Origin of the sequence: Sinorhizobium sp. 8-89, from assembly GCF_030124325.1 — a bacterium.
GTDB lineage: Bacteria > Pseudomonadota > Alphaproteobacteria > Rhizobiales > Rhizobiaceae > Sinorhizobium.
On the sequence record NZ_JASKLR010000036.1, the window covers coordinates 1 to 20,356 of the forward strand.

Consider the following 20,356-nt stretch of genomic DNA (forward strand, 5'->3'; position numbering starts at 1 on the left):
GAACGGGTGCTCGCCTATCTCGGGCGCTACGCTCATCGCGTCGCCATTGCCAACAGCCGCCTCGTCAGCGTCGACGCCACTGGCGTGACCTTCCGCTGGCGCGACTACCGCCACGGCAATGCCCCGCGCTCCATGACGCTGGCGCCGCACGAGTTCATCCGCCGGTTCCTGCTCCACTGCCTGCCCGACGGCTTCCACCGCATCCGCCATTACGGCTTCCTCGCCAACGGCATCCGCCGCACCAGGCTCGTCGTCATCAGGCGATTGCTAGCCGATGCCCCGCCGGAATGCCGCCGGGCCGAAGGCTGTCAGCGCGCGCCTTTCGATCCAACCGTCGGTCCCTGCTGCGGCGGCATGCTCCGCATCACCGCCAGGCTGCCGCGGGCGCGATCATGGCCCGACACATCATGAGTGCACGCCGTCGCGCCCGTTGGTCCCTACAGCCTTACCGCATCGGCCCCGGTCGGTACGACAGGGCCCCATGTGCCTTGCGTCATCCGCTCCGGTTCTGGCTCTGCCAAAGCCGCGCTCAAGACCGCGGTATTCCCCACAACACCAGCGCTGGGCGCTGCCGCAGCGCGCCATCCCCCTTGCCGCAGCGGCGCGCCCCATCAATACCGGCGCGCCAAGATCAAACGCCGCAGCACTAAATCCATAGCGCCGTGCCAGCGTCAGCGGGCCAGTTCAATCCGGCTTCAATGAGGTCGCGCACGACGTCAGTTCGCAAGCGCATCCCCGCGCGACCACACAGAACCCTCCCGATTCCCATATGTGAGCAAGGCCAAGCCTGTTCATGGCGGTATCGCGGTGAATGATAGCCGGGATCGCCTCAGCATGCCAGCACAGGGTCTCAATGCCGTCGGGAAGATCTACGTTGAGGGAATCGTTCAAAGGCTACCCGCAAGCGGCGCTCTTCGATGTACTTTTCGATCTGGTCGGCGAATCACAGCAGCGTCTTCTTGCAGTCACACGTCGTTTGGCGCGGCCGGACAGCCTCGTCGATGTCGCTTCGTGGCGAGGAAATCTGTGTCAGTTCCTTTCCCGTCGCAGGGTTGAAAGTCACAAACGTTTCGCCGAGTTCAGCGCGCGATAGTTGCTGTTGCTCTTCAATTTAACTAGGGGGCGTTTTGCGACTTGAGGTCTTCGTAGGGCCTGCTGAACTCGGAGCGCTCGGGTCCATCAGCGGGGGCGGATGTAAATGCCGAATCAAAGAAGCAGAGGGCTCCTGCCGCCTTGCCGACTGGCCACGCGCATACATTACCGCGAGCCGCGCACTGTTGCCATGCCGCATGGCGAAGGGTTGACGCGGCCCGGAGGAACGACCGTGAAGCCTTTCATTCGGCCCTCGTCGTAGCCGACGAACATTGTGAAGGACAGTGCTCACACCGCTATCTCGGGATGCCGGAGGCCGAGCTGGTTGTCGATGGCCCGCTGGACACGGATCCACAGCTTCCTCGCATTCTCGGCCGTGAGCTTCGGGCCGAACTGCTCGGGATTTATAAGCCCGTAAAAGTTGCCGCAAAGGAAACGTCTATCACCACCTTGCCAAACCCCGGGGACGTCCAACCTCGGCGTCCAGCAGCAGCGGGAACGACGGCGGCATGTCCTGGGGCGGCACCATCTCAGAATGCTGTGGTCTTCGTCTACAACCAGCCACCGGCTACATTCGGCACTCGGCTTGTCGGAGGAATACGAACAGAAGCATTCACGCTGACGACAGATGAGAAGCGCAGCGTAAGTTTAACACGGAAAACTGCCCGCGATTTTCTATGCCAGTCTAGGGGTGTACTCCAACCCTGTCCGGCTTTGCAAAGGCGCAAAAAGTTTTGGGTGGTAGCCGTTGCAACAAAAACTCGAAATAAAATTTGCAAATTCTTAAAACCACAAAATCGTTAACGATGGTAGCCTCGGGTCAAGGTCTGACTTCAAGCGCGAACCAAGGGCCGCCCTCTGTTTTGGGGTTCAGACTGCCGCACGGCTTGCACAGAAGGGGTTTAAAGCAAATGACAAGAGCGCTGATCATACTTGGAGGCACGGTAATGGGCTCGGGTCTGCTGTACGTCCAGGCTGCTCAGCGTCTTGGCCTTCAGCCAATTACCCTTTCGGACGATCCGACTCGGTATGACCATTTCGCTGCGAAAGGGGCTGAGACAATCCGTGTTGATACAGACGATCTGGATGCGCTGACCCGCGAATGTTCCCGGCTTCGAGCGACGTACGACATTGCGGGCATCACGAGCGCTCGGGACTCGTTTTACGCGACGGCCAGCAAGCTCTGTCGGCACTTCGATCTACCTGGACCGAACCCGGAAGCTATTGAACAATGCTGCGATAAGTACACGCAGCGCCAACTTCTCGCGGCGTCAGGCGTTCCGATACCTGCTTATCGCTTGGCGGCCAATGCAGCGGACGTAGAGGATTCTGCGGCAGAGATAGGACTGCCGGTGATAGTAAAGCCTGCGGTGGGCAGCGGCAGCGTGGGTGTCCGATTATGTCGCACTGCCGATGAGGTAGTCGAACACACGATCCATCTGCTAGGCAGGAAGTGGCGGTCTTCGCCGAAGATCCTCGTGGAAGGTTACGCGCAAGGACCCTACTATGCCTCCGACATCATGGGAAATGAGGTTATTGCGATTTCCGGCGGTAACTTCGGCCCTCCACCGCATTTCGTTTTTCGCGAGTTCAGCTGTCCGGCCGCGCTGACTGACGAGCAGCAGGAGCGTATCGCTGATATTTCGCAAAGCTGTCTGCGAGCTCTCGGCCTTGGCTGGGGGCCAACGTGCATTGAATTCCGATGGACGCAGCGTGGCCCAGTCGTCATCGAAGTTAACCCGCGTCTTGCGGGTGCGACCGGTCCTCAACTGGTTCAATTGGCTTACGGCATTGATCTTGTTACCGAGCACATTAAGCTTGTCATAGGCGATGAATGCGATTTGCGTAGAAGGCATTCGCACGCTGCGGCCACGCGGTTCCTGGTTGCTGATCGCGATGGCACCCTCGATCGGATCTGTGGCGACAGTCAAGCGGCTGCGTTATCAGGTATCGCCGAGGTCAAATTCTATGTTGAGCCCAAGGCGCCGGTTGTCAGAAAAGGCGATTATCGAGACTGTATCGGACATGTGATCGCCGCTTCATCCAGTCTTCCTCACACCGAGGCGATACTTCAGCGTGCCGTCGACTTGATCGGCTGGTCGATCACACCATGTCCGACCATTGACGAACAGTAACAATGTGCGGCCCTCACTCACTCCCGGACTGATGAAAGGAAAGCGGTCAACACAAAGCAAATCATCATAGATACCGCGCAAGCATGAGGCAGGAACGAAGGCGGGTGATCTGGTCCTGCAAGCGGGGGATCTCTGAGCCGACGCTTTACAACTGGCGCCGGCGCCGGGTGAGAGTTCAGTTGCAGGCACGCTGAAGCGAGTCGTTGTGACAGCTGCTGATGGTGATGTAGTGACCGTCCGTCAAGTAAATTAATATCGTCTTCGCTTCGTCGTCGGTCTGTTTGAAGATGCAAAGGACATCACGCTCAACGAGATGGTCTTGCGTCTGGAAGAGGAGAAATCGATCGTGTCTCAGGGAGTGGTTGTCGTCTCTATTCGGCGTGGTGAGGTCAAGCACCTTCTGACTGCCCGTAGCTATGGCGATGGGACTGTCAGGAATTCTGTGCGTAAGGCCGGTTCGTCATTAATTGAAGAACCGTTCGCGGAAGACGACGGCGAATTGCGTTTTGGCCTCGACCCACTCGCGCGGCGGACGTTTCCATTCCTCGGCGGAGTTGTTCAACACCAGATATAGCAGCTTCATGGCCGCGTCGTCACCGCGAAATGGCCCCGCGTACGCACGTCCCGGCGCAGCTTTGAATTCAGCGCCTCGACGGCATTCGTAACCGGTATAAGATGCTCGGTGCCAGGATCCGGCTGCGATTCTGAAGATCGTAGCGTATGGTGCGACCATCCGGGACAGAGGCACCGGGAGCACGAAGGTGCGGGCAGGCCGATGCATACGATGAGCTGCGAGCTCGAGTTAGTAGCTGGCCGCCTCTGCGACTCGCCCGGTTGCGCCGAGAGCGCGGATCCGTAGTTGTCGTGTCGCCCGCCGCTCCCGTCACTCGATCTGACAGGAGCTGCACATGCGTCGCATAATCGGAATCGATATCCACCGAACGTTCGGTGGGGTGGTTTTCTGGGAAGACGGCCGGCTTCGCCATGGTGGTCGTGTTGATATGACGCGAACAGCCTTGGAGGGCCTTGGCAAGACCCTCTCGGCAACAGACGAAGTGGTCATAGAGGCAACTGGGAACTGTATGGCGGTGTCCCGCGTGCTGTCGCAGTTTGTGCGCAGAGTGGTGATTGCTAATCCGCTGCAGGTCAAGGCGATCGCACAGGCGCATGCGAAGACCGATAACATCGATGCAGGCACCTTGGCCAACTTATATGCGGCGGGCTATCTGCCGGAGATCTGGACGCCGGACGCCGCCACCGAGCGCATGCGGCGGTTGATGGCGCGCCGCTATCAGGTTGTGCGGCATCGGACGAGGATCAAAAACGAGGTCCATTCCATCCTGCACGCCCACCTGATTCCGAAGTGCCCGCATGCAGATCTGTTCAACGGTCGAGGGCGGGACTGGCTTAAGCGCCAGCCTGTACCGAACGATGAGCATCGAGCGGCATGTACGCGAACTCGACCGGCTCGGTGAAGATCTTGCGGTTCTCGATCGGCAAATCGCCGAAAGCACGATGGATGATCCGGCCGTCAGGCGGCTGCTCACGATAACCGGCGTCAACCTCACTGTGGCGACCGGGCTGATGGCGGCCACCGGCGATATCAGTCGCTTCAACAGTCCCCAAAAGCTGGTCAGCTACTTCGGCCTCAATCCGCGGGTTCGCCAGTCCGGACTTGGCGCTGCTCATCACGGACGGATCAGCAAGATTGGCCGTAGCCATGCCCGCGCCATGCTGGTCGAGGCGGCATGGGCGGCGGCGAAAGCGCCGGGGCCGCTGCACGCCTTCTTCGTCCGGGTCAGGGCCAGACGCGGCCATCAGGTCGCCGCCGTTGCCGTGGCAAGGAAGCTGACGGTGTTATGCTGGCATATGCTGACGAAGGAGAAGGACTACTTCTGGGCGCGACCGAGCCTTGTCGCCCATAAGATGCGCAGTATGGAATTGCAAGCTGGCCGACCGCAGACAAAAGGTAACAAACGCGGCCCCGCCTACGCCTACAACGTCAAGAAACTTCGCGATCAGGAGATGCGCGTCGCTGAGCAGGCCGAGAAGCAATACGAACGCTTCATTGACGCATGGCGCCCGCGCCGGCCGAAGGAAAAGGCGCGCGGGCGCCTCAATCCGGCAAGGCTCGAATAGGCGGCCTGGCGGCACTTTCAGCCGATGCGCCGCGCTTCGCCACGAGGTCGCCCGCGCCAGTGCAGAATACCATGGCCGGTGCGAAAATGCTTGTCGATCTCATCCGTTGTATAGATGATCCGGCGCACGCCCTCGGGAAAGGAAAAGAAGGGAATGACATGTTCCCAGTTGCGCCCCCAACTCTGCGTGATCGCCGGATATTTCTGGCCCCAGTATTCGGCTTCGAACGCCTCAAGTGCCTTCATTTCAGCTTCGGCGTCTTTGGCGCGATAACGGCGTCCACCACGGCCACACAGCGGCCGTCCACCGTGTCGTTGCATGGGTATCAATCCGGCCAGGACGTCCAACGATTGCTCCCCCAGCTCGCAACCTTCCTTGGTCACATCGACATCCGATCGACGCAACGCTATCTGCAAATGACACCGGAACTGCTGGAGGCGGCCAGCCAACGCTTCGCCGAATATGCGATGGAGGGCAGCCCTGAAGAATGAGATGCTCCTCGGACCATGGGTGCGGCGGTTCCTTCTCGAACATCTGGTGGCGGAGCGGATCTGTCCCTAAACACTCAGGCCAGCTACCGTGACAGCCTGATGCTCTTGCTTCCGTTCGCCAGTAATCATGCGGCGCGCGCCATCGATCGAATGTCGGTCTAGGATTTGACACCGTCAATCATCCGTCAGTTCCTTGATCACCTGGAACGCGATCGAAAGTGCAGCGGAGTCACGCGAAACCAGAGGCTGGCGACCATACGCTCATTGGCAAGGTTCATTGGCATGCACCCTCCGGTCCACATCGCGTGGTCCGGCGAAGTACGAGCGATGCCGTTCAAGAAGACCGCCAAGGCCGTGATCGGATATCTCGAAAAGCCGGAGATGGGCGCGCTCTTGGCACAACCGGACCGTCGTACACCTCTCGGCAATCGCGATTATGCTTTGCTTCTGTTCTTGTGCAACAGCGGTGCCCGTGCCGACGAAGCGGCGAAGTTGATCGTCGACAATTTGCAGCTCGGCCGGCAATCGTCGGTGCGACTACACGGCAAGGGAAACAAGTTCCGATCACGTCCGTTGTGGCCAGCCACTGCAACGACACTGTCGAGGCTCGTCGAGGGGCGAGGCAAACGTGATCCGGTCTTTTTGAATCGGGCCAACTTGCCATTGACGCGGTTCGGGATCCACAGGCTTGTGACCCACTACGCCGGCTGGCGAGCAGAACAGTGCCGTCGATCGAAACGAAGCGTGTTAGTGTCTCTCGACACGACGCATATTTACGCTGAAGTCGGATATGGAAATGAAGGCGAAGGCGCTTGCTCGGGTCGACATCTCTGACCAACAAGCCACTGACCCTCAGCGCTCGCTGCCATCCTTGATGGCTTTCCTGAAGGGTCCGTAGCGGTCGCAGTGTTGGAAATGCGGTACCCAACCCGCGTGGGCCCTGCACCCAAGCTCGATCGTGCCCTCCTGCGCGGCCGGGGACCACTGGCGGCTCCGCCGGCGACGGCGCCGACGCTGGCAACCTGACGACCTCCACGGGAACGAGTTGCGGGACGGACGGCGCGGAGACCCGGCACAGCTCTTTACCCATGGAAAACTTGGCTCACATGGATGCAGGCCGACCCGGCGATCTCCGAAACACTTGCCCCGGTTCGAATATCGCTGCAATGAACCGAAGCGCCTCGCGCAGTTTCATTTCCTGTCGCACTTCTTCGTGAGCAGGCTGTCGAGTCAGTGGCGGATGGAAATTAGCATCAGCCTTCGAGCATGGCGACTAGCTATTCATAGTCAATCGACTCAATCACCAGAACAGGCCGATGTTCAAGTCAGGCAGCGCCACCTCGACCTGCTTAAATGATCTCGCGACCGGCAGCCCGGCTTATACCAAGCCTCAATAATCCCGACTCTCGGGATTCCCAAAAGCGGACGAATCTGAATCGATAGCGCAAACGGGAGGTTTGCGATGGGTTCAGCGATTTCATTGCGGTCGGACTTTGATGGCGACAGCTGCGTCTGCTTGCCCGGCAGACGAAGGATGCCAGCCAGGCGCGGCGGTTGCTTGCGCTTGCGTCGATCTATGATGGTGGCTCGCGCGCTGATGCTGCGCGGCTGGGCAGTGTCACCGTTCAGATCGTGCGTGACTGGGTGGTGCGGTTCAACGCACGCGATCCCGAAGGCCTGATCAACGGCAAGGCTCCCGGCAAGCCGTCACTGCTCAACGACGATCAACGTGCCGCCTTGGCGCAAGCCATCGAGCGCGGCCCCACACCCTATCTCGATGGCGTCGTGCGCTGGCGTCTGTGCGATCTGGCCCGATGGCTTGGGAGGAATTCCGTGTCTCGGTGAGCGAGCAGACCTTGGGCCGGGAAGTGCGTTCGATGGGCTACCGCAAACTCTCGGCTCGCCCGAAACATCATGCACAGGATGCCGAGGCAGCCGAGGCGTTTAAAAAAACTTCCCCGCCGCAGTGGCAGAGATCGCCGCCGGCCCCGCCAAGGGCAAAGTGATCGAAATCTGATTCCGGGATGAAGCCCGGACCGGTCAAAAGAACAAGATCACCCGCCGCTGGGCCAAGCGTGGATCGAGGCCATCCGCACCGCACAACCAGAGAACCCGAACGGCCTACATCTTCGGCGCGATCTGTCCCAGCCAAGGCAAGGCCGCAGCCCTGGTGATGCCTTGGTGTGACACTCATGCCATGAACCAGCATCTGATCGAGATATCGCGAAACGTCGCCGACGGTGCGCACGCCGTCCTGATCACCAGGCAGGGTGGCATATGTCCAACAATCTGATGGTTCCCGAGAACATGACCATTCTGCTCTGCCGCCGAAATCGCCCGAACTCAATCCTGTCGAGAACATTTGGCAGTTCATGCGCGAAAACTGGCTCTCAAACCGCGTCTTCAAATGCTACGAGGATATAGTCGACCACTGCTGTCACGCATGGCGAACACTGCAGGACCGTCCATGGAACATCATGTCAATCGGTCGACGCCAATGGGCTCATGGGTTCTGATTAATGAGGGTTGGTATTAGGCCATTACGATCTTCACTTTTGACGTGACGGACTGCTCCAGATACTCGAGAAAGTTTCCCTTAAGCTGGCTGGTGTGCTCACACGCCAACTGCTCGGCTCGGTCGGCATCCCGGTCGCGAATGGCCTCCACGATCTCGGCGTGACCGCGACTAAGCCGATCCGCGGTCGCTCCGAGGCTTTTGGAAAGGAATACGTTGTGGAAGTAAAGCATACGCCTCCCTTCCTCAAGAACGCGCTTGTAAAAGGCGGCTAAATACTGGTTCCGACCCGCCCTCGCGATCGCCATGTGGAAATTATAGTTGCCCTCAAGAATTGCCAGCCACTCGCCGCTCTCATCACTTTCTTGTGCAGCTCGGCGGAAGGATCGCTCCGACTCCTCGATTTCCTTAAGTTCTTCTTCCGACCTGCACACGGCCGCCGACCGGTGCGTGGCGCGTTGTAGGAGATCGAGGGCGTCCAAATATTCGGGTACACTGCGGAAATCGAGCGGGGCGACGATGGTGCTTCTGTTCGGAAGCGTCAGAACGAGCCCTTCGCTCGCCAGCCTGACCAGCGCTTCGCGTATCGGCGATCTCGAGAGATTGAAATGATGGCTGAGACTGACCTCGTCCAACGGGTAACTCGGCGGCAAAGACATATTGAGGATATTGTGGCGGAGCTCGGAATAAACCCTTGCGCTTCCGGTTTCCTTGCTGATGACCGGTATGTTCGCATTATTGCGAGCGGCCTTTTTCTTAGTCATCACTTTCCTTTTCAGACTACATAAACCCTCGGGCATCTGCCGCCCGGCCCAAAGCAGGCCGCAGCTGACGCCCCAACTTCGTGCTACGTCCGAGATGTGGCGCCCCGCTGCGCACCTTCCGCAACGATCCGTCCCATACGCCTGCGTGCAGTCGCGCGGCCTCCGACGGCCGCCATCACTTGTCTTGATGGCTGACATCACTGTGTCCCACTACATCCGCCTGTGCTCCTTGCAAATCAGGGGCAAAACCCGCAGGTGAGGCCCCATCACGACCCTTTCGCCGAAATAGTTGAACCGATGATCGCCATCACCCCATAACCATGCTGCCGCATTCAACCGCTGCCGGCAAGGCGCGGCTTGTCCGCTACGCAATTCTCGCTCCAAACTGCCTAAATCTGATCTGTTGTGCTGGATTGCCTCGCCGATGAAAGTTGTGGAAACAAACTGCCATCAAAGATCTGACCGAGGTTATTTGCGACGTAATCAGGAGCGCCGATCTCGTCTTGACGCAACTCGCCGCTATTGTTGAGGCCAGTTGTTACGAGAAGTGCGTCGAGCCCAGCGGCCTTTGCGCCCTTAATATCAGTATCAACCTGATCGCCGACCATCAAAAGACGCTCGGTACCGGCCCGAGCGATGCACTCTTCGAAAATCGCTCTCCCTGGCTTGCCGATCAACTCTACTGAGATTGGAGGAGCTCCAAACGGCGCTAATCCTGCCTGAAGCATTGGCCCTATTATGCTCGGTCCAAAGACGAGTGAGCCGTTCTTGCCAGGGTAAATGATGTCCGCGTTTGCCGCTATCACACGCGGCATTTCGCCCGTCTCGATCAGCCTGCGTTGAAATGCCGACAGGATACGATCGGCAGCCCGTTTAAAGTCGAAACCCTCGTCATCGAGCACTACGAGTGTGTCGAAGGTCTCAGCCGTGTCAGCGCAGTGAAGATTTGGATGGTTGCCAAAGATGTCGTGCGCAGCGTGTACACTGCCCACATACGAAACTAGCCGGCCGGCTGTCAGCTCTTCCAGTACGCGATGTCGCGCAACACCTCCCGCGGACACTATACGGTCGACCGCCGGAATCGGAAGTCCGGCACCGCGGAGACGTGCGAATACCGTTTCATCGGATCCACTACTGATATTCGTCACGATGTAGTATGGCTGACCGGACATATTAAGTCGGGCCAAGATATCAGCAGCGCCCGGGAGGGCGTCATTTTCGCTGACCAGGACCCCCGTCGCGTCGAAAAGTATCGCGTCATAGCAATCTGCCAGTGTCTGGGAAGGTGGGCTTTCGAGGGGGGTGGTTTGAGGACAGGCCGGCTCCGTCCTTGGCTGAACCGCGTGCGCCTTAGAGGGCGGAATGTAGCCGTGAGATACGACCATAGTTTCGGGTGGCTTGGTGGCCTCGCACGTCTCGCTATAAGCCCAGGCCAGCCACTCGCATAAAATCGCCAAGTCGTCTGTCTCGACCGTGGGCCCCGCCCATATCCGGAATCCTGGGGGCGCGTCACCGTAGCTCCAGATGTCAAAAGCCGCACCTTCGGCTTCGAGTAGACGGATCATCCCCCCAGCTATTTTAAGATCGTCCACTGTCTCGCCGGCAGCGAGTTGCTCTCGTGTAAGTCGAAGAGTAATTGAACAGGTGGAGCGTGCTGCCTGATCGGTGCAAACCCAATCGATCCAAGGAGTGGAGTTCACCCAGTCGTCCATGACCGCATAATTATTGGCAACCCTTTTCAGAAGCGCGGGTAGTCCACCGCACGCTTCGGCCCAGTCGAGCGCAGAGTGGATATCCTCGACGGCTAACATGCTGGGCGTCGAGATCGTGCGGCCGCCAAAGAAAGCTTTGTTTACAGATCCGTCGGCATTGTGCAGTCTCATGAGCCTGGCTACAGGCTTACGTCCGCCGACCTTCAGCCGTGCCTGGGCCCGAGGCGAGAGCGCGATCATGCCATGGCCGCCTTCGCCCCCAAGCGCCTTCTGCCATGACCAGCACAGAACATCGATCCGATTGTAGTCGATGGGCCTCGTAAAAGCTGCCGAGACGGCATCTGCGATCACAAGCCCGGCACGGTCAGGAAGAATCCAGTCAAGATCCGGTGGACAGACTCCGCTGCTGGTGCCGTTTAACACTAGAACTACGTCGTGATTGGGGTCGATCCCGCTAGTGTTCGGAAATTCGCCGTAAGCACAAATGTGCCGGCTTTGGGGGGCAAGTGCTAAGGTATCGATCTCATTTGCCCAATACTGCGAGAAGCTGTCTGACAAGAATGTCTCAACCGGAGAAGGGCCGAGTAGATTTTGCAAGGCCATGCTGCAGGCCCCAGTTCCTGAGCCGGGCACGATTCCGCAGAGCCAGCTATGAGGGAGCTCTAGCAAAGAGGCCATGCGCCTGATTACTTCTCCTAGCCTTTCGGCTCCCTCGGAACTCCGGTGACTCCGTCCAACATATCGCAGCATCGTTGGTTGCACGCTCCAACCCGGATGTTTACGGCAAGGGCCTGATGAAAACCGTGGATCGGACGGGAGGATCGATGGTTTTACTAGCGCATTTGATGGAGTCATGGTATCCTCCAAGTCGCGGCAAAAGGTGCACCTCGACAGAGATATTTGAAATCAGGCGATATCCTGCGCCATCAGCGCCGATAACTTTTCAGTGGCGAAACTCATCCGTTCATCGGCGCGGAGGCTCGAAAGGCGCCTGATAATCGCCGCGTCAGACAATGCCCCGCCTTCACGTAGCTTTTGAACATAGGACGGATGGATAAAGTTTGAGCCCGCGAATTGATATGCCGCGCTGCTGCCCCACCTATATTGCTTGCGAAGCGGATCAAAGTGACGCAGGACGTGCTCGAGGAGCACCCGTTCCTGGGAAGTTTCGAGACGAGCGAGAAGCGGTAGAATCTGCTCACTAGCGGTATTTCCTGCCCCGCGACCCATGCCGCCCATGGTGCAGTCTATCCAGGTCGCTCCCGCCATAGCGGCGGCTACTGAATTGACCAACGCATATCCGCGGTTGTCATGGCCGTGGAAACCTATGTCGGGCTCAATTCGATCCGCAAACCGGCCGATGATTTCCTGAACGCGAGTCGGCTTCATAGAGCCGAAGGAATCGGCAATATATAGCACGTCGATAGTCTCGATCTGTTTTAGCTCCTTCAGGCACATCTCAACTTCGGCGGCATCTGCTGCATCGATCTGCATGAGATTCAAGAACACACGGAAGCCCCTGTGAGACAACTCAGCGCAAATGTTTCGACAGGCAGCCAAGTTGCTGTAATGCGCCGCCACGCGGACGGTCGTGATGTGCCCCCCTGGCACTAGTCGGTCCGTGAGCCGGATCACGGCAAGGGGTATAGGCAGCTCGCTCGCAAGCACATCCTTGGCATCGATCATCACGCATGCTTTGGCCAGGAGACCAGCAGCCACCTGCTCGGCCTTAGAACTCGTCACATTGGCGAAGTATCCGTGGCTCTCAGGCTTTCCGGCGAGCCCCAACTCGACCATGCGCACTGGGAGAGTGTTTATAGTAGCAATATAGTCCGACACCATTTCCGGGGCGAAATCCCAACCTGTGTAGTAGCCACCGTCGCGCAAGGTGCAGTCTAGAAAATTGATTTCATCTGGTATTGTGCTTAACATGCTAAGCCTCCTTCAGATACCGCCGCTACATCGAAACATCCTGCATCAGCTCGCGGCGTAGCCCCCATCGACGTAGAGAATCTCGCCTGTCACGAACGATGCGGCTGGGCTGGCGAGAAAAATGTAAGGCCCGAAATATTCGGACAAATTGCCGCGGCGTCGCATCGGAGTGAGTTCCATTGCGCGACGCTGATAAGGGCTGTCAAGATTAGAATGCACCCCATCCATGAAGTTGTTGATGAATCCAGGTGCGACGGCGTTTACACGAATATGCTTTTTCGCCCATTCTACGGCCATGGTGCGCGTCAGTTGATTGACGCCACCCTTGCTCGCAGCATAGACAGTCAGGCCCGGTATGCCGAGCGAACTGGCGACAGAAGAAGTCATGATGATACTGCCGCCACCTTGATTCAACATTGCTTGGGCGGCAAACTTCGCACAATAGTAGTAGCCGCGCAGATTGGTATCAACAACTTCGTCCCATTCCGGCTCTTCATATGAATGCGCTGGCTTAATGATGTCGACACCTGCATTGCAGATCATCACATCGATCTGCCCAAACCGGTCAACCGTGCCACTGATCAGTGCCTTGCAATCGTCGTGCGACCGCACATCAGCGCGGATAGCCGTCACGTTGATTCCTTGGCCCGCAAGTTCGGCCTCTGCTTCGACCAGCTCTTCAATATTGTGCGAGGAAAGGACAATCTTTGCACCCAACCGTCCAAAGCAGATGGCAAGCGCCTTCCCTAGACCGCGGCTTGAGCCGGAAATGCAGACTACCTTGCCATCAACTCCGAAGAGCTCATGGTATCCTTCTGGACCAGTTGTAGAATTAGTAGTTGTATCAAGCATAATGGTTTACCCACTCCAGCTATGACTTTCGTTTTAATTCAGGTCAGGTCATTCGTACGGCAGGCAAGTTCAGCATGAAAATCACAAGAGCGACAATGCCGGCGACAGCAAAGTAGATACCTGGGGAAAGCCCGACGCTGTTTTGAACATAGCCGTCCGTGGATTTCCCCAAGGTTCTGCCGAACTCTAGCAAGACCGTGGCGATTGCGAGTATACTCGCGGCGTTTTCAGGCGTGGCCTTGCTGATGGAGCCCGGAACCAAGCCATGATCTGCATAGAAGGCCAGACCGAAGCAAATTGCCGCCAGCTGAAGCATCAATGCATTGTCCTGAAGCGCGATAACCGCGCGACCCGCCATGAGCACACCATAGTCGAAGGAGAAGATGCGATGCTCCTCCGTTGTCCCAACGGCCGCCCCTTGCTGCTCCACGGTATTGACGGCCTCGAGAGCGCAGACACCCGGATGCCCCGATACCCGCTCCACGTTAGTAATGCGGGGCATGTTGAGGAGTCCATAAGGACGGCTCAGAAGGGCGTGGTTCTCAGCTGTAAAGGGCTGAGGCACCAGCCGTATGGGAATAAATGAAGGTGGCGCTTCCGAATCGCTCAACGTCGCCTCATGCGCGCCAATCCAAGCGCGTATGAGATAGAAATTGAGCGATTCGGCATAAACAAAGGCGCGTCGGAACTCAGGACGGGCGTCGCCCCCCACAGCCGCGCCAACCACCTCTTCAGAATTCATTTTATACCAGTAACTCGACTCGCGCGATGAAAGATTGACTGCCTTGAATTGATCGTACACTGTTAGGCGCGGCGTCGCCCGGTTGGCGGAGTAAATTGCAAGCGTCAGACTGAAGGGGAAAGTGATTTCCTGCTCTGGACGATCGCGAATACACGCATGAGCGATTGAACGGCCGAGATCGATGACGGTTCTGTTTGCGTTGGCTTCGTTCATGCGACGGCTCCTGGTCCGACGAAATGTTTAGACGGTTGCACTCAGCCCACCATCGATGACGATCAAGGCGCCGCTGACATACGCCGCGCGGACGCTGGCTAAGAATGCAGCAACCGCCGCGAATTCCGAGGGATCGCCAAGACGTCGGACCGGGGTCCTATCCTCGAGCGCACGGATGGCTTCGGCGTGGTCGCCGAGGCGATTGGCTTCGTGAATCGCCGTGCTGTGTGCTCCAGGAGCGAGCACGTTTACAGTGATGCTCTCCCCCGACAGTTCTTGTACGAGCGTGTGGCAGTAGGGCACTAGCCCTGCTCGTGCGACACCCGACAGCGCGAAATGTACCGGGGTCCGTACAATAGCCTCGGAAGCGAGCATCAATATTCGTCCCGCCCGCGAGCTCCGCAGATACGGCAAGGCAGCCGTAACTAAATTTATCGAAGGTAAGAGCACTCGGTCAAACGCATCGTCGAAATCCTTAGGTGTCATGGCCGAGGGTGGCCCGGCAGCAACGCCGCCGCAATTCGTCACCAAAATGTCGATACCCCGAAAATGCTCTGCTGTTTCGGCAACCCAAGCTGCTGCATCCTCGCAGTCAGTTACATCGGTGGCGCGCGCCAGAACTTCCGCGCCTGTGCTACGCAACCGATCCACCGCTCTTTTTAACCGCTCCGGATCCCGCCCACAGATGGATAGGCGGCAGCCTTCGTTGGCTAACTCCTCAGCTGTGGCCAAACCTAAGCCGCTGGAGGCGGCCGCGACCATTGCTACCTTGCCATCAAGCCCTAAATCCATTTTAGCATCACCACGCTTCTTGGCACCGTTGGAAACAGCCAAGCATTTGCCGTGCCAAACGAAAGATCATCTGAAAACGGTAGGATAGCCTTGTTGATAAGCATCGGTTCGTGCATGATGATGACACAAATGTACGGAATCGGACAATTCCGTCCTTCCGATAGGGGGTTTGGAAACATGCGGGAGGCAACTCCCTGGCCGCCTTGGCGCGGGAGCTTTTTAGCTTGCATGCGTAGGAACGATCTACACATACGGATTGCTGACCTCGAGGACAAGCTTGATGATTGGCGCCACGGGAAGGAGAAAGCCCGCCGGTTAACCAAACTTCCGGGCATAGGGCCGATCGGTGCCGCGCTGCTGGTGATGAAGGGCCCAGTTCCCGAGTGCTTCAAATCCGGTCGCGATTTTACGGCATGGACCGTCCTGACGCCGAAGATTATTCAAGTGGTGGCAAAAAGCGCTGGGGCGGGATCACCTACGCGGTCGACGAAGCCTTGCGAAGTGTTCTGGTATCAGCGCCAATAACTTGATCCGACACGCGCGCCTGGAAAGAGGCCGATGCTCGCCATGTCTAGTGTTTTTGATCAAACGCAAGCCTGCAATCCTGGCAGCTGTCGCACTCGCCAATTAGATGACGCGTATTGCCTGGAAACTGCCTGTTAGTGGCGAAACCTATTACGGGCATTTGGCAACTCAGTTTGCGCGCGGACTGGGTAAGCCCTTACCACCTTCATCGCATATGTATCTGCGGACGGAGAGTAGATGGTGTGATCGATCCAAGACGCGAGACACTCCGTAAGGCGCAGAGACGTTCAAAGCCGCTGAAGTTTTACGAACTCTCGTTGCGGACCCATGCTGGCGGGATGAGGGTGCTGTGCTTCACCCACCGTTCAGTCAGGAGGTCCCAATGGGGAGATCAGTCCTCTTCGCGGGCGGATGAGGACATACCGGTCCGCAATCTCTCTCCGGCAACCAAACGATCCTATATCAACGTTGTGCGGTATCAGCCGCTACTTCGGCCCGATTGGCTTGATCTTGACGATGTTCGGACATTCCAGGTTCACCTTGTCTCAACGTGGATACCCTGGTTGGCGTTGAATCCGATCGTATGCGCTCTTGGGTCCTTTGACGGCGTGAGGCTCGGTCAGAACGAGCTCCTGGAGCGGATCCCCTACGCACGCGCACGCATATGAGCGATGCAACCTCTTCGCGAGCACGGCATTGCCTGCACTTGCCCTCCGTCGAGGCCCCGCTTCAAAACGGAGCCCCGAACTGCCAGAGAAGTTGAGACCTGACACTAACAGGAGCATGGCGACAACCCCCGGCAACCGGTGATTGGAAACGTACCCGCTTCCGACAAACGCGCCCACCGGACACCTTGCCGCAACTCCTACCAGCCACCACGACAGGGATGCCGCAAGCACATGCCAGCTGAATAGGTCTGATCAGCCCGCACCGAGTTCATCAAATTGCAGACCGCCGCGGTCACGGCGGTCTGATGTGCTGTTTCCCAGTTCATGACGAGGACCGGCCTGGTGCAAGAAAACCCTGCCTTTGTTCCGGTCCTCCCCAAGACGAAACGGAGGCCTGTCATCAAAGCCGCCAGAATGGGTTCGTAGCTTAGCAGCACCTGCATCGCGCTTGCGAAATGCTGGCGCCGGCTCGGCAGAAGCGGCGTCGAGGTTCAGCCGCTACGTGGGTTGACGCGGGTTTCTTCGCGCCTGCGCGGGCAGCAGGAGGCCCTCCAGCGCGATTATTCTTCGCAATCGTTGTCATGCGGACAAAGCCCGCGTCGACGCAGCAGCGCTCTTTCCTACCCCTTGCAGGTGCACCGGCGGTTGGTCCCCGCCTTAACAGGTCCTGGCGTGCCGCCGCCGTGCAGTTGGACAAGCGCGGCCTCCGATCTCCGGAGCGTCCACATAACGACGGACGCTTGCCTGTCACTGCCTGTCCGAGGCGATGGTACGCCCAGGCGTCAGCGCTCGGGCGATCGATTCTCGCAGCCGCGGCAGGGCGGCATTGAAAGGGTTGATCACCTCCTCCGCCAACGCCGCTGACATAAGAACACCTGGTTTAAACTGAAGGATCCGTGGGTCGAGCGACGAGAAAATCGCCCAGACGCCATGTTCGTAGAGCGCCCTCGACGCGTGAATGGCGCACTTGGGGTGATGAAGCCCCAGACCAATGACCATGCCCTTCTGCCTGACCCCGGCAAGCACGTCGCCGTTGTTGCGGATCATCTCGGTAAACGCATCGGCGAAATATCGAGGATTTCAATACCTCTAACGCAACGAAGCAGCCGACTTCCGCGCCACCGGACGTCGAGATGTACGCGGCGCCGTCTTCCTCCCTCCATGCGCGGGAGCGCCTGGTCAACATCGTCACTGCGAAAGGGTAAACACCGCCGCCGATGCCCTTGGCGCTGACGAAGATGTCGGGCTGTACGCCGAGGGTCTACCAGCCCCACATTTGACCGGTACGCAGCAATCCCGTCTGCACTTCGTCCGCTATGTAGAGCGCTCCGTAGCGCTGGCAGAGTTCTTTGACGGCGCGGTTGTAGCCGTGGTCAAGCATCGGAAAGCCGTTGGTAGCAGGTATCGTTTCGATGATGACCGCAGCCACATCTCGCAAAGAGAGAGCCTGCTGCATCGCCTCGCGGTCGTTGAACTGCCCCTGCAGAAACTCATCCGAACGATCCGAAAGAAAGATCTTCGAAAACGGCGCGTCGCCGGTTGCCACCGAAAGGCCGGAGTGGCCGTGATAGCCCTTGACGATCGAGACGATCTTGCGCCGTTTGGTAGTGTAGCGCGCCGATTTGATCGCGACATCGACCGCCTCCCCGCCCGGCGAGAAGAAGGCATAGTCGAATCCCGGGCTCACTTTCACCAAGGCCTCGGCAAGGGCCGCTCGCGCCATCGATGGAAACCAATGGTTGCCGATGTCGAAGTGATCGAGCGCAGTCTTTAAGGCGTCGACGATCTCCGGATTGCGATGTCCGAGATTGAAGGTACCTCCGTTGATGTGAAGATCGATCAGCCGGCGGCCGTCCATGTCGAACAGTTCGTAGCCCTCTCGCCTGTCGATGACGAGGTCGATCCCCGCATCTCGCCAGAAGCGGGTCTTACCGGGATTCCAGTATCGCTCTGATTTTTCGAACACCTCCTCCTTCGAGGAGAACTTGAACATTCCGTAATCAAACATCTGATTTCCAGCAGGCTTACTCATAGGATTCGCGAGCTCGCGAGTTCATCAGAGTTCTTGTCCGCGGGAACGCCCAGGATTGAGGCGAGAGCCGGGAAGAAATCCTCGGCGGTGGCGGACTCGACGACGCGCTGGGGAATGCCGGCCCCATAGAAGATAGCGAATCGGTCATCGGCGGGCGCGCCGGGCCGCAGTCCGTGTGAGGAGATATATCTCGGCCGGCCGACGGGACTTCCGCCGCAACCGCCGTTATGACCGGTCCGGGAGACTTCGAAGCTGTGACGATGCGGCGCCGCATAGGTCGCGATCGACGCTCTCACCACCTCTGGAACGTGGTCATTGCCGATATATTCCGCGCCGAACTCTGCGAGCTGCGATGTGATCTCGTTGCGATGCGCGTCATTGTTCACGACGACGTGTAATGTCCCGCCTTCCGGCTGGCAAAGCTCGCCCGGCAGGGCAATGTCGGTGAAAATTGCCGTGTCGATCGTGTGGCCATGATCGCTCGCGATCGCGATGGCATACTCATGTAGCTTGCCAGCACGTTCGAGCCGCTGATGCAACTCACCGACCAATCGGTCGGCTGTCACAATCGCCCAGTGCGAGGCTTCGGTCTCGTAGCCGAAGAAGTGCTGGATGATTCTCGAAATAGTCCTTCGGTACGATGCTGCTGGCCGGGAAGGTCAGCATCAGTTCGATCGTCGGATCGGGTTTCTTCGTGACGACGCGCACCGTCAGGTCGTCGGGCGCCTCGACACGATGCCAGCTCTCGGCCAGCGCCGGCACTAGTTTGGCACCGGTTCCCTTGCCGTCGCTCTGATAGTCGCGGCGGATCAGAGTTTCGAAGACCGCATTGCTCAGGGAATGCCGGTGTTGCCGGTTTCGATAGCAGGGTCGAAGCGCGGCCGTACCTCCTGCATTCCGATCACAAGATCCTGGGCCGTGGCGATTTGCACGGCGCTCAGGCGGACGCCCGCGGCCAGCATGGCAGTGCGGATCATTCGTATCATCGTCGTTTCCTTGTCTGTTGAGGTTGATAGTCCGGGGTTGCGCCGATCACTCGCGGTCACGTGCTGAGTCTTCGGTCGAACAGGTCGCGCAACCAGTCGCCGATGAGCGAGACCGCCATGGTTATCACCACGATGAGAGCGGTCGGGATCGCTGCAAGCCACCAGTTGGTAATCAGGTAGTTCCGAGCCTCGCCGAGCATGGCGCCGAGCGAGGTGTCGGGCGGCTGGATGCCGACGCCGAGGAAGGACAGTGCCGATTCGAGGATGACGGACCGAACTGAAATTGCTGGTCGCGAGCACCGTCAGCGGCGACACGATGCTTGGCAGCACGTGTCGAAACGCCACCCGGAATGGCGAGGCGCCAAGGGCGCGGGCGGATTCGACAAAGGCGCGGTTGCGGATGACCAGAACCTGAGAGCGGACGACACGGGCATATTTGTCGTAGTCGGAGATGCCGACGATCAGCACCAGAACCAACGGGCTCGAGCCGGTCAAGGCGACGGCGGCGAGTGCCAGCAGCGTCAGGGGTACGGAGGCCTGGGCGTCGACCAGAAGCATGAAGATGCTGTCGATCCTACGGCCCGCGAGACCACTGATGAGACCCGCCAGCCCGCCGGTCACGACACCGACAATGACGCCCAAGGTGGCGATCACCAGCGTCGTCTCAAGCGCATGCAGCAATCTCGACAGCACGTCACGGCCGAGGTGATCGGTGCCCAACGGGTGTGTCCAGGTGCCGCCCCAAAAGCCCGGCGGCTGCAGGCGC

General features: G+C 58.6%; 14 protein-coding genes and 6 pseudogenes. 6 read left to right on the forward strand and 14 right to left on the reverse strand.

All coding sequences use genetic code 11. The features are described 5' to 3' along the window. Positions 1–411 (forward strand): transposase (locus tag QN219_RS30975; protein WP_309486649.1); only part of this gene is annotated, 411 nt, incomplete at its 5' end. Positions 412–2,003: 1,592 nt separating this feature from the next. Then, the gene (locus tag QN219_RS30980; protein WP_284004274.1) at positions 2,004–3,227 is read left to right on the forward strand and encodes an acetyl-CoA carboxylase biotin carboxylase subunit family protein; all 1,224 of its coding nucleotides are present in this window, start codon (positions 2,004–2,006) and stop codon (positions 3,225–3,227) included. 463 nt (positions 3,228–3,690) lie between these two features. On the opposite strand, the pseudogene QN219_RS30985 reads toward QN219_RS30980, so the two are convergent. Beyond that, positions 3,691–3,899: pseudogene (locus QN219_RS30985) on the reverse strand (transposase); the annotation flags it as partial. Between the two features lie 254 nt (positions 3,900–4,153). On the opposite strand from QN219_RS30985, the pseudogene QN219_RS30990 reads away from it, so the two are divergent. Next, a pseudogene (locus QN219_RS30990) lies at positions 4,154–5,366 on the forward strand (IS110 family transposase). Between the two features lie 92 nt (positions 5,367–5,458). On the opposite strand, the pseudogene QN219_RS30995 reads toward QN219_RS30990, so the two are convergent. Then, positions 5,459–5,638 (reverse strand): annotated as a pseudogene (locus QN219_RS30995) (transposase); the annotation flags it as partial. A 546-nt stretch (positions 5,639–6,184) separates the two neighbouring features. Between QN219_RS30995 and QN219_RS31000 the strand changes: the two are divergent. After that, complete coding sequence (locus QN219_RS31000; protein ID WP_284004276.1) at positions 6,185–6,691, forward strand: tyrosine-type recombinase/integrase; 507 nt, start codon at positions 6,185–6,187, stop codon at positions 6,689–6,691. Positions 6,692–7,319: 628 nt separating this feature from the next. Continuing rightward, positions 7,320–8,373: pseudogene (locus QN219_RS31005) on the forward strand (IS630 family transposase). A gap of 16 nt (positions 8,374–8,389) precedes the next feature. Here the strand turns inward: QN219_RS31005 and QN219_RS31010 are convergent. The 6 genes from QN219_RS31010 to QN219_RS31035 all read right to left on the reverse strand — a co-directional run bounded on the left by QN219_RS31010 (position 8,390) and on the right by QN219_RS31035 (position 15,421). Beyond that, positions 8,390–9,172 carry a GntR family transcriptional regulator gene (locus QN219_RS31010; RefSeq protein WP_284004277.1) on the reverse strand — a complete coding sequence of 261 codons (783 nt, stop codon included), beginning with the start codon at positions 9,170–9,172 and terminating at the stop codon, positions 8,390–8,392. A 353-nt stretch (positions 9,173–9,525) separates the two neighbouring features. Beyond that, the gene (locus tag QN219_RS31015; protein WP_284004279.1) at positions 9,526–11,406 is read right to left on the reverse strand and encodes an HAD-IA family hydrolase; all 1,881 of its coding nucleotides are present in this window, start codon (positions 11,404–11,406) and stop codon (positions 9,526–9,528) included. 348 nt (positions 11,407–11,754) lie between these two features. Continuing rightward, entirely contained in the window at positions 11,755–12,780 is a 1,026-nt protein-coding gene (locus QN219_RS31020) for a hypothetical protein (protein WP_284004280.1), read from the reverse strand. A 45-nt stretch (positions 12,781–12,825) separates the two neighbouring features. Then, positions 12,826–13,632, reverse strand: a complete 807-nt coding sequence (locus QN219_RS31025; RefSeq protein WP_284004281.1) for an SDR family oxidoreductase — start codon at positions 13,630–13,632, stop codon at positions 12,826–12,828. Between the two features lie 43 nt (positions 13,633–13,675). Beyond that, positions 13,676–14,587 carry a hypothetical protein gene (locus QN219_RS31030; RefSeq protein WP_284004282.1) on the reverse strand — a complete coding sequence of 304 codons (912 nt, stop codon included), beginning with the start codon at positions 14,585–14,587 and terminating at the stop codon, positions 13,676–13,678. 27 nt (positions 14,588–14,614) lie between these two features. Further along, entirely contained in the window at positions 14,615–15,421 is an 807-nt protein-coding gene (locus QN219_RS31035) for an SDR family oxidoreductase (protein WP_284004283.1), read from the reverse strand. A gap of 261 nt (positions 15,422–15,682) precedes the next feature. Here QN219_RS31035 and QN219_RS34370 point away from each other — a divergent pair. Then, positions 15,683–15,900: pseudogene (locus tag QN219_RS34370) on the forward strand (transposase); the annotation flags it as partial. Positions 15,901–17,319: 1,419 nt separating this feature from the next. On the opposite strand, the gene QN219_RS31045 reads toward QN219_RS34370, so the two are convergent. From QN219_RS31045 to QN219_RS31070, 6 genes and pseudogenes are all read right to left on the reverse strand, one after another. After that, positions 17,320–17,619, reverse strand: a complete 300-nt coding sequence (locus QN219_RS31045; RefSeq protein ID WP_284004284.1) for a hypothetical protein — start codon at positions 17,617–17,619, stop codon at positions 17,320–17,322. A 214-nt stretch (positions 17,620–17,833) separates the two neighbouring features. Beyond that, entirely contained in the window at positions 17,834–18,580 is a 747-nt protein-coding gene (locus tag QN219_RS31050) for an aminotransferase class III-fold pyridoxal phosphate-dependent enzyme (protein ID WP_284004285.1), read from the reverse strand. 20 nt (positions 18,581–18,600) lie between these two features. Next, a complete protein-coding gene (locus QN219_RS31055) occupies positions 18,601–19,170 on the reverse strand; it encodes a hypothetical protein (RefSeq protein ID WP_284004286.1) in 570 nt (189 codons plus the stop codon). Then, positions 19,145–19,366 carry a hypothetical protein gene (locus QN219_RS31060; RefSeq protein WP_284004287.1) on the reverse strand — a complete coding sequence of 74 codons (222 nt, stop codon included), beginning with the start codon at positions 19,364–19,366 and terminating at the stop codon, positions 19,145–19,147. Before QN219_RS31060 ends, QN219_RS31055 begins: the two co-directional genes overlap by 26 nt. 280 nt (positions 19,367–19,646) lie before the next feature. Further along, on the reverse strand, positions 19,647–19,874 hold the full coding sequence (locus QN219_RS31065; protein ID WP_309486650.1) for an ABC transporter permease subunit: 228 nt from the start codon (positions 19,872–19,874) through the stop codon (positions 19,647–19,649). A gap of 49 nt (positions 19,875–19,923) precedes the next feature. Continuing rightward, a pseudogene (locus QN219_RS31070) lies at positions 19,924–20,148 on the reverse strand (ABC transporter permease subunit); the annotation flags it as partial. Between the last annotated feature and the right edge of the window lie 208 nt (positions 20,149–20,356).